Source organism: Mycobacterium sp., assembly GCF_050701675.1.
Lineage (GTDB): Bacteria > Actinomycetota > Actinomycetes > Mycobacteriales > Mycobacteriaceae > Mycobacterium.
The window spans coordinates 1-12403 of the sequence record NZ_JBOGDD010000585.1 but is presented as its reverse complement, the minus strand read 5'-3'; the positions used below and the strand labels follow the sequence as shown (position 1 = coordinate 12403).

Annotated in this window: 14 protein-coding genes; 7 read left to right on the top strand and 7 right to left on the bottom strand. The window is 68.6% G+C overall.

The genetic code is table 11. The features are described from left to right. Both ACRDUX_RS17870 and ACRDUX_RS17865 read right to left on the bottom strand, forming a co-directional pair. Positions 1-437 (bottom strand): hypothetical protein (locus tag ACRDUX_RS17870; RefSeq protein WP_526415353.1); only part of this gene is annotated, 437 nt, incomplete at its 3' end. A gap of 177 nt (positions 438-614) precedes the next feature. Then, positions 615-1439, bottom strand: coding sequence for a sulfurtransferase (locus ACRDUX_RS17865; RefSeq protein WP_526415352.1), 825 nt, complete (start codon positions 1437-1439; stop codon positions 615-617). 23 nt (positions 1440-1462) lie between these two features. On the opposite strand from ACRDUX_RS17865, the gene bluB reads away from it, so the two are divergent. From bluB to ACRDUX_RS17845, 4 genes are read left to right on the top strand one after another with little or no spacing between them, the layout of a single operon-like run. Further along, positions 1463-2134, top strand: coding sequence for a 5,6-dimethylbenzimidazole synthase (gene bluB, locus ACRDUX_RS17860; protein WP_526415351.1), 672 nt, complete (start codon positions 1463-1465; stop codon positions 2132-2134). A 19-nt stretch (positions 2135-2153) separates the two neighbouring features. Beyond that, on the top strand, positions 2154-2909 hold the full coding sequence (locus ACRDUX_RS17855) for a LamB/YcsF family protein (protein ID WP_526415355.1): 756 nt from the start codon (positions 2154-2156) through the stop codon (positions 2907-2909). Beyond that, on the top strand, positions 2909-3829 hold the full coding sequence (locus ACRDUX_RS17850) for an MBL fold metallo-hydrolase (RefSeq protein ID WP_526415350.1): 921 nt from the start codon (positions 2909-2911) through the stop codon (positions 3827-3829). Before ACRDUX_RS17855 ends, ACRDUX_RS17850 begins: the two co-directional genes overlap by 1 nt. Then, positions 3826-5064 carry an SLC13 family permease gene (locus tag ACRDUX_RS17845; RefSeq protein ID WP_526415354.1) on the top strand — a complete coding sequence of 413 codons (1239 nt, stop codon included), beginning with the start codon at positions 3826-3828 and terminating at the stop codon, positions 5062-5064. The genes ACRDUX_RS17850 and ACRDUX_RS17845 overlap by 4 nt, the downstream gene beginning before the upstream one ends. A 5-nt stretch (positions 5065-5069) precedes the next feature. On the opposite strand, the gene rlmB is transcribed toward ACRDUX_RS17845, so the two are convergent. From rlmB to carD, 4 genes are read right to left on the bottom strand one after another with little or no spacing between them, the layout of a single operon-like run. Then, entirely contained in the window at positions 5070-6008 is a 939-nt protein-coding gene (rlmB, locus tag ACRDUX_RS17840) for a 23S rRNA (guanosine(2251)-2'-O)-methyltransferase RlmB (RefSeq protein WP_526415349.1), read from the bottom strand. Between the two features lie 2 nt (positions 6009-6010). Then, the gene (gene cysS, locus ACRDUX_RS17835) at positions 6011-7444 is read right to left on the bottom strand and encodes a cysteine--tRNA ligase (RefSeq protein WP_526415348.1); all 1434 of its coding nucleotides are present in this window, start codon (positions 7442-7444) and stop codon (positions 6011-6013) included. Between the two features lie 29 nt (positions 7445-7473). Further along, positions 7474-7983 carry a 2-C-methyl-D-erythritol 2,4-cyclodiphosphate synthase gene (ispF, locus tag ACRDUX_RS17830; RefSeq protein WP_526415347.1) on the bottom strand — a complete coding sequence of 170 codons (510 nt, stop codon included), beginning with the start codon at positions 7981-7983 and terminating at the stop codon, positions 7474-7476. A gap of 19 nt (positions 7984-8002) precedes the next feature. Next, entirely contained in the window at positions 8003-8491 is a 489-nt protein-coding gene (carD, locus tag ACRDUX_RS17825; RefSeq protein ID WP_526379166.1) for an RNA polymerase-binding transcription factor CarD, read from the bottom strand. A 360-nt stretch (positions 8492-8851) separates the two neighbouring features. Here carD and ACRDUX_RS17820 point away from each other — a divergent pair, with 360 nt between their 5' ends. Genes ACRDUX_RS17820 through disA form a run of 3 tightly spaced genes read left to right on the top strand, consistent with a single transcriptional unit; the run spans position 8852 to position 12027 of the window. Beyond that, positions 8852-9433, top strand: coding sequence for a copper chaperone PCu(A)C domain-containing protein (locus ACRDUX_RS17820; RefSeq protein ID WP_526415346.1), 582 nt, complete (start codon positions 8852-8854; stop codon positions 9431-9433). Positions 9434-9481: 48 nt separating this feature from the next. Beyond that, positions 9482-10909 carry a DNA repair protein RadA gene (gene radA / locus ACRDUX_RS17815; protein WP_526415345.1) on the top strand — a complete coding sequence of 476 codons (1428 nt, stop codon included), beginning with the start codon at positions 9482-9484 and terminating at the stop codon, positions 10907-10909. After that, positions 10909-12027: a DNA integrity scanning diadenylate cyclase DisA gene (disA, locus tag ACRDUX_RS17810; RefSeq protein ID WP_526415344.1), complete on the top strand. Its 1119-nt coding sequence runs from the start codon at positions 10909-10911 to the stop codon at positions 12025-12027. The genes radA and disA overlap by 1 nt, the downstream gene beginning before the upstream one ends. Before the next feature lie 51 nt (positions 12028-12078). Here disA and ACRDUX_RS17805 read toward each other — a convergent pair. Further along, a partial coding sequence (locus ACRDUX_RS17805; RefSeq protein WP_526415343.1) for a hypothetical protein occupies positions 12079-12403 on the bottom strand: 325 nt, incomplete at its 5' end.

Genomic DNA, 12403 nt, shown 5'->3' with positions numbered 1-12403 from the left:
GACGTCGCCGTCGCGGGCTTCGTTGCGGCCACCGTCTGCTCCGTGGTGGGCGGGATCGACGTCGTCGTCGACTGCTGCGCTCCGGAGTCCTTGGGCTCGGGCTTCGGATCGGTGGTGCTCTTGGCGTCTTCACCGGACGTCAGCGCACCGCCAGAGCTGCGCACGATGACGCCGGGACTCGGCTCGTTCGACCTCTCGGTGGATCCCGCCGAGACGGGGTCCGACTTCTCGTCGGACCCCGACCCGTGCTCGGCGGACCCCTCCCCCGAAGATGGTGTCGACCCCTCAGACGACACCATCCCGGTGTCCGTCTTCGAGTCCGGTCCCCCCTGGGCCGGGCTCTCGACGGTGGACGCGTCAGAAGACGGTTCGGGCGTCGGGTCGGCAACCGCGAGGCCGGGATGAGCCATCGCTGCCGACCAGATGCCCAAGGCCACTGCAAGTCCCCCCGCACGTGCGATGCGCTTCGACTCGCCCACCGCGCGTGCCCCTCGCCGTTGCCCCTTCTGAGGTCGTCCGCAATGATGATCGCCCGCGAGCCGCCCCCGGCGAATCGGGGATTTCCCTATAGTTCTGCGCCCGGTGACCCTCGCGTCCTACCCGAGGGCGGCACGTCAGCCGCCCGTGGCCACCTGACGAGCGGGTTCGGCACACCATTGCGACCACGAACCGGGGAACAGCGCTGCGTCCACCCCGAGCACGGCCAAGGCGGCCACCGCCACCGACGCGGTGACACCCGACCCGCAGTACGCGCCGTCGGCGCCGCCAAGGGTCGACGCGAGATCGTCGTCCGTGCGGAACGCGCCCGCAGCGTCCAGGAGCGACGTGCTTGGCACGTTCGTTGCGCCGGGGATGTGGCCCGCCACCGGATCGACGGGTTCGACGTCGCCGCGGAACCGTTCCGGCGCCCTGGCATCGATCAGCCCGGCACCGAGTGCCGCTGCGCCGTCGGCGTCCACGGTCGGCATCCCGCCCGCGTAGAGGTCGTCGTGGGCGACGACGACACCGCCGGGTTCGGGAGTGACCGAGCCGGTCTCCAACGCGCCTCCCGATGCGGTCCAGGCGGCCAGACCGCCGTCGAGGATCCGCACGTCGGACAGACCCGCCGCCTTCAGCACCCACCAGGCGCGTGCCGAGCCCGCACGATTCCAGTCGTCGTAGGCCACGACCGTGGTCTCCTGGTCGATCCCCCACCGCCGCGCTGCGGCCTCGATGGCGGACCCGGACGGCAGCGGGTGCCTGCCCCTTCCAGCCACGGCGTGGTCGGTCAGGTCGTCCTCGAGGGACGCGTAGACCGCGCCGGGAACGTGGCCCGCCTCATACGCCGTCCGGCCGTCCAGCTGCGTCAGCTGCCAACGGACGTCCAGGATCGTCACGGCCACACCCTTGGCGACGAGCCCCTCGAGTTCGGTTGGGGTGACCAGCACCTCGGCACGCATGCCACGAACGTACGCTGGCCCGCGTGGATGAGCACGCGTTCAGCGCTGACGAACGGCGAGCCGTGTACCGGGCCATTTCGGAGCGCCGTGACATGCGCAGGTTCGTGCCGGGCGCGGTGGTGCCAGAAGACGTCCTGACCCGATTGCTGCAGGCAGCACACGCCGCGCCCAGCGTCGGGCTGATGCAGCCATGGCGCTTCATCCGCATCACCGACCACGTGCTGCGGAGGCAGATCCACGGCTTGGTCGCCGAGGAACGCCTGCACACCGCGGCCGCACTGGGACCACGCGCCGACGAGTTCCTCGGCCTCAAGGTCGAGGGCGTCCTCGAGTGCGCCGAACTCTTCGTGGTCGCACTCGGCGACGATCGCGCTCGTCACGTCTTCGGCCGCCGCACCCTCCCGCAGATGGACCTCGCCTCGGTGTCCTGCGCCATCCAGAATCTGTGGCTGGCCGCGCGGGCGGAGGGCCTCGGAATGGGGTGGGTGTCGATATTCGATCCCGATCGTCTCGGCGCCCTGTTGGGCATGCCCGACGACGCAGAATCGGTGGCGATCCTGTGCCTCGGCCCGGTTCCCGATTTCCCCGACCGGCCCGCCCTTGAGATCGATCGGTGGACACTTGGGCGCCCACTGTCGGAATTCGTCTCGGAGAACGGCTGGTCGGCGTCACCCGTGCCGATCCCCCAGTCGTAGGCTTGCCGTCGTGTCCTCGGTGACCATCGACCTCAACGCCGACCTCGGCGAGGGTTTCGGGGTGTGGCGACTCGGTGACGACGACGCCATGCTCGACGTCGTCACCAGTGCGAACGTCGCGTGCGGTTTTCACGCGGGAGACCCTGCCGGGCTGGCGCGCACCTGTCGGGCCGCGGCGGATCGCGGGGTCCGCATCGGCGCGCAGGTGAGCTACCGCGATTTGGCGGGCTTCGGCCGCCGCTACATCGACATGAACGCCGAGGACCTCACCGCGGACGTGATGTATCAGATTGGCGCACTGCAGGCCCTCGCCGCCGCCGCGGGTTCGAGTGTCGGCTACGTCAAACCCCATGGCGCGCTGTACAACACGATCGTGACCGACCGAGGTCAGGCCGACGCCGTCGCGGCGGCCGTACATGCCGTCGACCCCGGCCTGCCGGTGCTGGGACTGGCTGGCTCGGAGTTCTTCGCGGCGGCAACCGAACTCGGCCTGCGTACCGTGCCGGAAGCGTTCGCCGACCGCGCCTACCGGCCCGACGGGCAACTGGTGTCGCGTCGCGAGCCCGGCGCAGTGCTGCACGACGTCGACCACATCGCGGACCGGGTGGCGGCGATGGTCGGCCACGGCAGAGTCGACGCGGCGGACGGATCGGTGATCCCCATCACCGTGGAATCCGTTTGCGTACATGGAGATTCACTCGGCGCGGTGCAGATCGCCAGTGCTGTCCGCGACCGCCTGACCGCCGATGGCGTCGTGTTGAGGGCATTCACCTGATGAGGTTGAAGCTCGGGCGGCCCGACCTGGGTGACTACGTCGACTTCTTCGACCAACCGGCCCCGACTTCGCAACCCCCACTGACCGTCGCGTGGGCTGGTGTCACCACGTTGCTGATCGACGACGGCGAGTCGGCGCTAATGACGGACGGGTTCTTCTCCCGCCCTGGGCTGTTGACGATCGGCACGCGCAAGCTCAGCCCGTCGCTCCCACGCATCGACGGCTGCCTGACCCGACTCGGCGTCGAACGCCTCGAGGCCGTCCTGCCCGTACACACCCACTTCGACCATGCGATGGACTCCGCGACCGTCGCCGGACGCACGGGGGCCATGCTGGTGGGCGGCACCTCGGCAGCGCACCTCGGCCGCGGTGCGGGACTGCCCGAGGACCGGCTCGTCGTCGTCACGCCGGGCGACCCAGTGTCGTTGGGAGCCTATGACGTAACCCTGGTTGTCGGCGACCACTGCCCGCCGGATCGCTTTCCCGGCGTCATCACCTCGCCGATCGTGCCGCCGGTCAGGGCGGCGGCGTACCGGTGCGGTGAATCGTGGTCGACGCTGATTCACCACCGGCCGACTGACCGGCGGCTTCTCGTCGTGGGGAGTGCGGGGTTCGTCGCAGGCGCGCTGAACGGACAGCGGGCCGACGTCGTCTACCTCGGCGTCGGGCAATTGGGCCTGCAGTCGGAGCGCTACGTCGCCGACTACTGGACCGAGACGGTGCGCGCGGTCGGTGCGCGCCGCGTCGTGCTCATCCACTGGGACGACTTCTTCCGTCCGCTTCACGAGCCGCTGCGCGCCCTGCCGTATGCGGGTGACGATCTCGACGCGTCGATGCGGGCGCTGACCCGCCTAGCACGCGAAGACGCCGTGCCCCTTCACCTTCCGACTCTCTGGCAGCGCGCTGACCCGTGGATCTGACGCTGGCGTTGGTGGCGCTGGCCGTCGTCCTGGCCTTCGCCATGTTCCGGCCACGGGGTTGGCCGGAGGCCGTCGCCGCGGTGCCCGCGGCCGGGTTGTTGATCGCAGTCGGCGCGGTGTCGGTCGACGACGCCCTCGGCGAGGTCCGGGAACTGCTGCCCGTCGTCGGGTTCCTCGCCGCCGTCCTGGTGCTGGCGAAGCTGTGTGACGACGAGGGGCTGTTCCACGCCGCCGGGGTGGCCATGGCCCGTCGAAGCAACGGCGAGCCGAAGCGGCTGATGGGTACCGTCTTCGTCATCGCCGCGACGACCACCGCCGTACTGAGTCTGGACGCCACCGTCGTGCTGTTGACCCCCGTCGTGCTGGCAACCGCGCGGACGCTTGGCATTTCGTCGCGGCCGCACGCCTATGCCACTGCCCATCTGGCCAACAGCGCGTCGCTGCTACTCCCGGTGTCCAACCTGACCAACCTGCTCGCCTTCGGCGCGGCCGGGCTCACCTTCGCTCACTTCAGCGCGGTCATGGCCATGCCATGGATCCTCGCGATCGCGGCGGAGTACCTGCTGTTGCGCTGGTTCTTCCGACGCGAGCTCGCCGAGACGCCTGCGGTCCGAGCTACCCCGCCCCCTGCGGAGATGCCCGTCTTCGTGCTCGTCGTGCTGGGGCTCACGCTGGCCGGATTCGCGGCGACGTCGTTCTTCGGGGTGTCCCCCGCGTGGGCGGCTCTGGCGGGCGCGGTGGTTCTCGGGGTGCGCGGACTCCTCCGTCGGCGCACCACGCTGACCGGGATCGCGGTGTCCGCCAACGTGCCGTTCCTCGCCTTCGTGCTGTGCCTAGGCGTGGTGGTGACCGCGGTGATGCAGCATGGGCTCGACGACGCGATGCGCCACGTGCTGCCGAGCGGGACCACGTTGCCCGCGCTGCTGGGCATCGCGGTCGCCGCGGCGCTGCTGTCCAACGTCGTCAACAATCTGCCCGCGGTGCTGGTACTGCTACCCCTGGTCACCGTGATGGGGCCAGCTGCGGTGCTGGCGGTGTTGATCGGCGTGAACGTCGGGCCCAACCTGACCTACCCGGGATCGTTGTCGAACCTGTTGTGGCGTTCAGTCGTTCAACGCGAACGCGTGCCCGCGGGCTTCCTGGAGTTCAGCCGCGTCGGCCTGGCCACCGTCCCGCTGACATTGGTCGTGTCCGTGCTGGGTCTGTGGGCCGGAATCCAGCTGTTCGGGGTCTGACCGGCCTAGCGCCTCTGGCGGGCGATCTCGGCCAGCACGACGCCTGCCGCGACCGATGCATTGAGCGACTCCGTCGGTCCGGCCATCGGAATCGACACGATCGCGTCGCAGTTCTCGCGCACCAGCCGAGACAGACCCTTGCCCTCAGAGCCGACGACCACGACCATCGGGCCACTGCAGTCGAGCTCGTCTAGTTGGGTGTCGCCGCCCGCATCGAGACCCACCACTTGCAGGCCCTCGGCCTTCCAGCTCTGCAGCGTCCTGGTCAGGTTGGTGGCGCGCCCCACCCGCAGCCGGGCCGCGGCGCCCGCGCTGGTGCGCCAGGCAACTGCCGTCACCGACGCCGACCTTCGCTGCGGGATCAGCACGCCGTGGCCGCCGAACGCCGAAACCGATCGGACGATCGCACCGAGATTGCGTGGGTCGGAGATGTTGTCCAACGCCACCAGCAGAGCAGGCGTCGCATCCGCGGTCGCCGCGCGCAGCAGATCGTCGGGGTGCGCGTACTCGTACGGCGGCACCTGAAGCGCGACGCCCTGGTGCAGGCCGTTCGCGCTGAGCCGGTCGAGGTCGTGCTTCTGCACCTCCATGATGGCGATGCCCGCGTCGGCAGCCCGCGTCACGGACTCGGTCAGACGCTCGTCTGACTCGGTTCCGAGCACGACGAAGAGCGCGGTGGCAGGCACCCCGGCGCGCAGGCACTCCAGCACCGGGTTGCGGCCGAGCACGATTTCGGTCTCGTCGGTCTTCTTGTGACGACCCTGCTGTTTGCGCGCCGCGGTCGCGGCCCGCTTGCCGGCCGGGTGGTGCGGCCGCGCGCTCGCAGGCGGGGTGGCGCCCCTGCCCTCGAGTCCGCGGCGGCGCACGCCACCGGACCCCACCGTGGGTCCCTTCTTGGTGCCGTCCTTGCGCACTGCGCCGCGGCGCTGCGAATTGCCTGCCATCTCTAAACTCCTCTGTCGGTTCTCGCCGACTTGGCGTCTCCGTCGAGGAGCTCCCATTGCGGTCCGTCGGCGGTGTCGGTGACGTCGATGCCCGCCGCCTTCAGTCGATCGCGAATCTCGTCTGCCTGGGCCCAGTTTCGTTGTTCACGGGCTTCCTGACGACCGGCCAGAGCCCACTGCACCAGTTCGTCGATTGCCGCGAGTGCCGCCGACGTCTCGTCGCGCGACTCCCACCTCTCGTCCAGCGGATCGCAGCCGAGTATGCCCATCATGGCCCGGATCGAGCGCGCATGCAGCATCGCGGTGTCGTGGTCGCCCGAGTCGAGCGCACGGTTGCCCTCCGCGCGCGCGGCATGAACCTCGGCCAGCGCCGTCGGTACCGCGAGGTCGTCGTCGAGGGCGGCGGCGAACTTCTCGGTCCACTCACCCGGCACCACGGTGCCCACCCGGTTGCGGACGCGGTGCAGGAAGTCCTCGACTCCGGAGTAGGCCTTGACCGCATCCTGCAGCGCGGTCTCGGAGAACTCCAGCATCGAGCGGTAGTGCGCACTGCCGAGGTAGTAGCGGAGCTCCGCGGCCCGAACACGTTGCAGCACGGCGGGAATCGCGAGAACGTTACCCAGCGACTTGCTCATCTTCTCGCCACCCATGGTGACCCAGCCGTTGTGCAGCCAGTACCTGGCGAACTCGTCGCCTGCCGCCCGCGCCTGGGCGATCTCGTTCTCGTGGTGGGGGAAGACGAGGTCCATGCCGCCCGCGTGGATGTCGAACGCCTGGCCCAGGTACGTCTCGCACATCGCGACGCATTCGGTGTGCCAGCCGGGCCTGCCGGGACCCCACGGCGTTGGCCACGACGGCTCGCCGGGCTTGGCGCCCTTCCATAGGGTGAAGTCGCGTGGGTCGCGCTTGCCGGTCGCGACGCCCTCACCCTGGTGTACGTCGTCGATCCGGTGCCCGGACAGCCGGCCGTAGTCGGGATAACTCAGGACGTCGAAGTAGACGTCGCCGCCGCCGGTGTAGGCGTGTCCCGCCGCGAGTAGGCGTTCGATGAGCTCGACCATCTGGGTGACGTGACCGGTGGCGCGCGGTTCGGCCGACGGGGGAAGGACGCCGAGCGCGTCGTACGCCGCGGTGAACGCCCGCTCGAACGTGGCTGCCCACTCCCACCACGGCCGACCCGCGTCGGCGGCCTTGTTGAGGATCTTGTCGTCGATGTCGGTGACGTTGCGGATGAAGGCGACGTCGAAACCCTTCGCCGTCAGCCAACGACGCAGGACGTCGAAGGCCACTCCACTGCGGACGTGCCCGATGTGTGGAAGGCCTTGAACGGTGGCGCCACAGAGGTAGATCGACGCGTGTCCGTCGCGGAGCGGGATGAAGTCACGCACGACACCCGTCATCGTGTCGTGCAGTCGCAGCCCGGCGTGTTCGGTCACAACGTGCCAGCTTACCGGCCCGTTAGGCCTCAATCGTCAACACCGCTCGTCTGCTCCCCGCGCGAGCGCTCGTCAGTGACCACCAGGGCCGTCGCAATCGCCGCCAGGCCTTCTCCTCGACCGGTCAGCCCGAGGCCGTCGGTAGTGGTCGCCGACACCGACACCGGCGCGCTCAACAGTTCGGAGAGCAGTCGTTGCGCCTCGACGCGACGAGGACCGACCTTGGGCCTGTTGCCGATGACCTGAACGGCTGCATTGCCCACTCGGAAGCCCTCCGCGGACAGCAGGCCGTGCACATGACGCAACATGTCCGCACCGCTGACGCCCCGCCATTCGTCACGCCCGGTACCGAACACGCTGCCGAGATCGCCGAGACCCGCCGCACTGAGCAAAGCGTCACACAGGGCGTGCGCGGCGACGTCGCCGTCGGAATGCCCCGCACAACCGTCGGCGTCGTCGAAGAACAGACACAGCAGCCAACATGGCCGCCCCGCCTCGATGGGATGTACGTCGGTGCCAAGACCGATCCTCGGCACCATGTCTAGAGCGCCTGAAATATCAGGAAGCGGCGGCCAGAACCTCGTCGAGGATGATCATGGCCTTCTCCTCGTTGGTGTTCTCGGCCAACGCGAGCTCGCCAACGAGAATCTGCCGCGCCTTGGCCAGCATGCGCTTCTCGCCGGCGGACAGCCCGCGCTCCTGGTCACGACGCCAGAGGTCGCGGACGACCTCGGCCACCTTGTTCACGTCACCGGAGGCCAGCTTCTCGAGGTTCGCCTTGTAGCGACGCGACCAGTTGGTCGGCTCCTCGGTATGCGGGGCGCGCAGAACCTGGAAGACCTTGTCGAGACCCTCCTGGCCCACCACGTCGCGAACGCCGACATACTCGGCGTTGTCTGCGGGAACTCGGACTGTGAGATCGCCCTGAGCGACCTTCAGGACGAGATACTCCTTGGCCTCGCCCTTGATGGTTCGGGTTTCGATCGCCTCGATCAACGCAGCACCGTGATGTGGATAGACAACGGTGTCTCCGACCTTGAAAATCATCAGATTCGAGCCCCTTTCACAACCCAATGTTAGCACGCGAGTTGGACACACGTTGAGCAACGGTGCAGGTCAGGGGCACAGTAGGTGAAGAGTGGGGGTTGACAGGGTGGCGAATCCGTGCAACGCGTACGCATTTCGGCAAACCCCGATCAGTTGATCCGACAAACATTTCGGGCGCCTGCCGGTGGCCCCCGCGACCTCGCGCGGACCCCTCCCACGGAACGGGCCTGCCGAGGATCGAAGCGATGACGGGCCGCTCGGCCGCCCTCGGCTTCCGCGTCCCTGCGCTACCTACTACTCTGCATAGTCGACACACGGAACGCCTGTCACGGTCGTTCCGTCGCCCAGCAGGAGGCTCGAGTGACGCTCTTCGAATCGCGGACTTCCGCAGTCGCACTGGCCGCTTGCGGTCTGTCCGCCGTCATCGCCCTTTCCGGCTGCAGCGCGGGCCAGATCGCCCAGACCGCCACTCAACAGCCGGCCGTCAACGGCACCTTGGCATGGGTCGGCGACACCACCACCGGCATCGCGCTGCGCAATCTGCACGTGCGTGCTCCCCAGACCGGTGACTACGTGCGGCCGGGCGGTGCCGCCGAACTGCTCTTCGTCGCCGTGAACGAGTCGGTGGAGAAGCCCGACCGGCTGGTGTCCGTCACGTCCGACATCGGCACGGTCAACCTCACCGGTGACCTCCGGGTGCCCGCAGGCGGAACCCTGATCGTCGGGACGCCGGACGGCACGCCCAGTGCGCTCGACGCCACCGAAGGCGCCGACACCGCCGAGGCCACCGTCCAACTGACGCAGCCGATCAGCAACGGACTCAACTACCCGTTCACGTTCACGTTCGAGCGGTCCGGCCAGAAAGAGGTCGTCGTGCCGATCTCCGCGGGCGAGGCCCCCCGTCGCGAGGCCGCGGCCGAAGCCGACACGGCTGGGCACTAAGCCCCCTGTCGTCATGCTTCTGTCGGTGCTGACGGATACCGTCAGCACGTGACGAAGGCTGGTTCGAAGGTGCGTTCGCAGCACCGCTGCTCGGAGTGCCACCACGTCACCGCGAAGTGGGTCGGACGGTGCCCGGATTGCGGCAGCTGGGGCACGGTGGACGAGGTCGCGGTCCTGACACCGGTAGCGGGTTCGGCTTCTGGCTCGCCCCTGAGCAGGGCCATCGCGCCCTCGTCGCCAGCGGTTCCCATCAGCTCGATCGACCCCGACTCGACGCGCCACTTCCACACCGGCGTCAGTGAGCTCGACCGGGTGCTCGGCGGTGGCCTCGTCCCCGGCTCCGTGACACTTCTGGCCGGCGATCCCGGAGTCGGCAAGTCGACGCTGCTGCTCGAGGTCGCGCACCGTTGGGCGCAATCCGGCCGCCGCGCCCTGTACCTCTCCGGTGAGGAGTCCGCGGGTCAGATCCGGATGCGCGCGGAGCGCACCGGCTGCAGTCACGACGAGGTGTTCCTCGCAGCCGAGTCCGATCTGCAGACCGCGCTCGGCCACATCGAACAGGTGCGCCCGTCGCTCATCATCGTCGACTCGGTGCAGACCATGTCGACCACGGAAGCCGACGGCGTAACCGGTGGCGTCACCCAGGTGCGCGCGGTCACCACGGCGTTGACGATGGCCGCGAAGACCACCGGCGTCGCGATCATCCTCGTCGGGCACGTGACCAAGGACGGCGCGATCGCCGGGCCACGATCCCTCGAGCACCTCGTCGACGTCGTCCTGCACTTCGAGGGTGACCGCTCCTCAGCCCTCCGGATGGTGCGCGGTGTGAAGAACCGTTTCGGCGCCGCCGACGAGGTCGGCTGTTTCCTGTTGCACGACAACGGAATCGAATGCGTCTCCGATCCATCGGGTCTGTTCCTGGACCAGCGGCCACAACCCGTCTCCGGCACCGCCGTGACGGTGACCCTCGACGGCAAGCGGCCACTCATCGGCGAGGTGCAGGCACTCATCGGCTCGGCGGCCGCAGGCAATCCACGACGGGCGGTCAGCGGCATCGACTCGGCCAGGGCGGCGATGATCACCGCGGTTCTCGAGAAGCGCGCCCACCTCGCCGTCGGGCAGAACGACATCTACCTGTCGACGGTCGGCGGCATGCGACTCACGGATCCGTCGTCGGATCTCGCGGTCGCGCTGGCCATCGCGTCGGCCTACGCCGACATCGCGATGCCCACCACCGTGGTGGCGATCGGCGAGGTCGGTTTGGCAGGCGACCTTCGCAGGGTGACCGGCATGGACCGCCGCCTCGCCGAGGCGGCCCGATTGGGCTTCACCTGCGCCGTCGTGCCGCCAGGCGTGAAGGACGTGCCCGCCGGTCTCAGCGTGATGCCCGCAGACAACATCGCGGGGGCATTGCGGGTGCTCAGGACCATCGCTGAAGATGTAAGGGACAATGGCGGCCGGACCAAGAAGGGGTGATGGCCGTGAAGGCTGCCAGAACCGGGCGCGGCAACGTCGTACAACTCGCTCGCCCGACGCTCCGGGAGACCCTGGGACAGCTGGCACCGGGAACAGCCCTTCGCGACGGGCTTGAGCGCATTCTGCGTGGCCGCACCGGCGCCCTGATCGTGCTCGGCTACGACGACACGGTCGAGGCCATCTGCGACGGCGGGTTCGCCCTTGACGTCGCCTACGCGCCGACCAGACTGCGCGAACTGTCCAAGATGGACGGCGCCGTGGTGCTGTCCAGTGACGGAACCCGCATCCTGCGTGCCAACGTCCAGCTCGTACCCGACCCGTCGATCCCCACCGAGGAATCGGGCACTCGCCACAGGTCTGCCGAGCGCACCGCGGTGCAGACCGGTTATCCGGTGGTGTCGGTGAGCCATTCGATGAGCATCGTCACCGTGTACGTCGCAGGCGAGCGGCACGTCGTACCCGATTCCGCGACCATCCTGTCGCGTGCCAACCAGACCATCGCCACGTTGGAGCGCTACAAGGCGCGCCTCGACGAGGTCAACCGGCAGCTGTCGACGGCCGAGATCGAGGACTTCGTGACGCTACGGGACGTCATGACCGTCGCACAGCGGCTGGAGATGGTGCGTCGCATCAGCCTCGAAATCGACGCGGACGTCGTCGAACTCGGCACCAACGGGCGCCAGCTCAAACTCCAGCTCGAGGAACTGGTCGGCGACAACGACACGGCCCGCGAGTTGATCGCACGCGACTACCACGCCAACCCCGATCCGCCATCGACCGCGCAGGTGACCGCGACGTTGGACGAGCTCGACACCCTCAGTGACAACGAGCTCCTCGACTTCACCGCGCTGGCGAGGGTCTTCGGCTACCCGTCGACGCTCGAGGCCCAGGATTCGGCGATGAGCTCACGGGGTTACCGTGCGATGGCGGGAATTCCGCGGTTGCAGTTCGCGCACGTCGATCTACTGGTCCGGTCGTTCGGCTCACTGCAGGGAGTGCTCGCCGCGAGCGCCAACGATCTGCAGTCCGTGGACGGCATCGGGTCGATGTGGGCCCGCCACATCCGCGAGGGTCTGTCCCAACTCGCCGAGTCGACGATCGCCGACCAGTTGGCCTGACCCGTGCGAACGAGCTACGCCGGGTGATGGTCCTGATTTGCCTTTGGCGCGCTACTCGCCTTCACCGAGGTACTCGCCGGCCAGCGAGTAGACCGCGCTGCCGCCGTGGGCATCGTGGTAGTTCACCTCGATGACGATCTCGTCTTTGCGGTCGCCACCTTCGCTGCCCCACGCGGCGATGACGATGTCAGCTTTGCGGCGGTCCACCGGATCGATGTCATACCGGCCCATTGCGTCGTCACGCACCTGCGCCACCACCGTGTTGGACACGTCGGAGAACCTGAATCGGGGAAATTCGCTGTCGCCGCGTGAAGTGTCCGGATCGGTGAATTCGCCCGCGCTCGCACCGGTGCTGTAGTAGTTGTCGCCCCGGTAG

Excerpts from the sequence above, each read along its gene's own strand:
- rlmB (WP_526415349.1), bottom strand. The coding sequence starts at position 6,008 with ATGGCAGGCAATTCGCAGCGCCGCGGCGCAGTGCGCAAGGACGGCACC.
- ispF (WP_526415347.1), bottom strand. The coding sequence starts at position 7,983 with ATGGTGCCGAGGATCGGTCTTGGCACCGACGTACATCCCATCGAGGCG.
- disA (WP_526415344.1), top strand. The coding sequence starts at position 10,909 with ATGGCCGTGAAGGCTGCCAGAACCGGGCGCGGCAACGTCGTACAACTC.
- ACRDUX_RS17850 (WP_526415350.1), top strand. The coding sequence starts at position 2,909 with ATGAGGTTGAAGCTCGGGCGGCCCGACCTGGGTGACTACGTCGACTTC.
- ACRDUX_RS17865 (WP_526415352.1), bottom strand. The coding sequence starts at position 1,439 with ATGCGTGCCGAGGTGCTGGTCACCCCAACCGAACTCGAGGGGCTCGTC.
- carD (WP_526379166.1), bottom strand. The coding sequence starts at position 8,491 with ATGATTTTCAAGGTCGGAGACACCGTTGTCTATCCACATCACGGTGCT.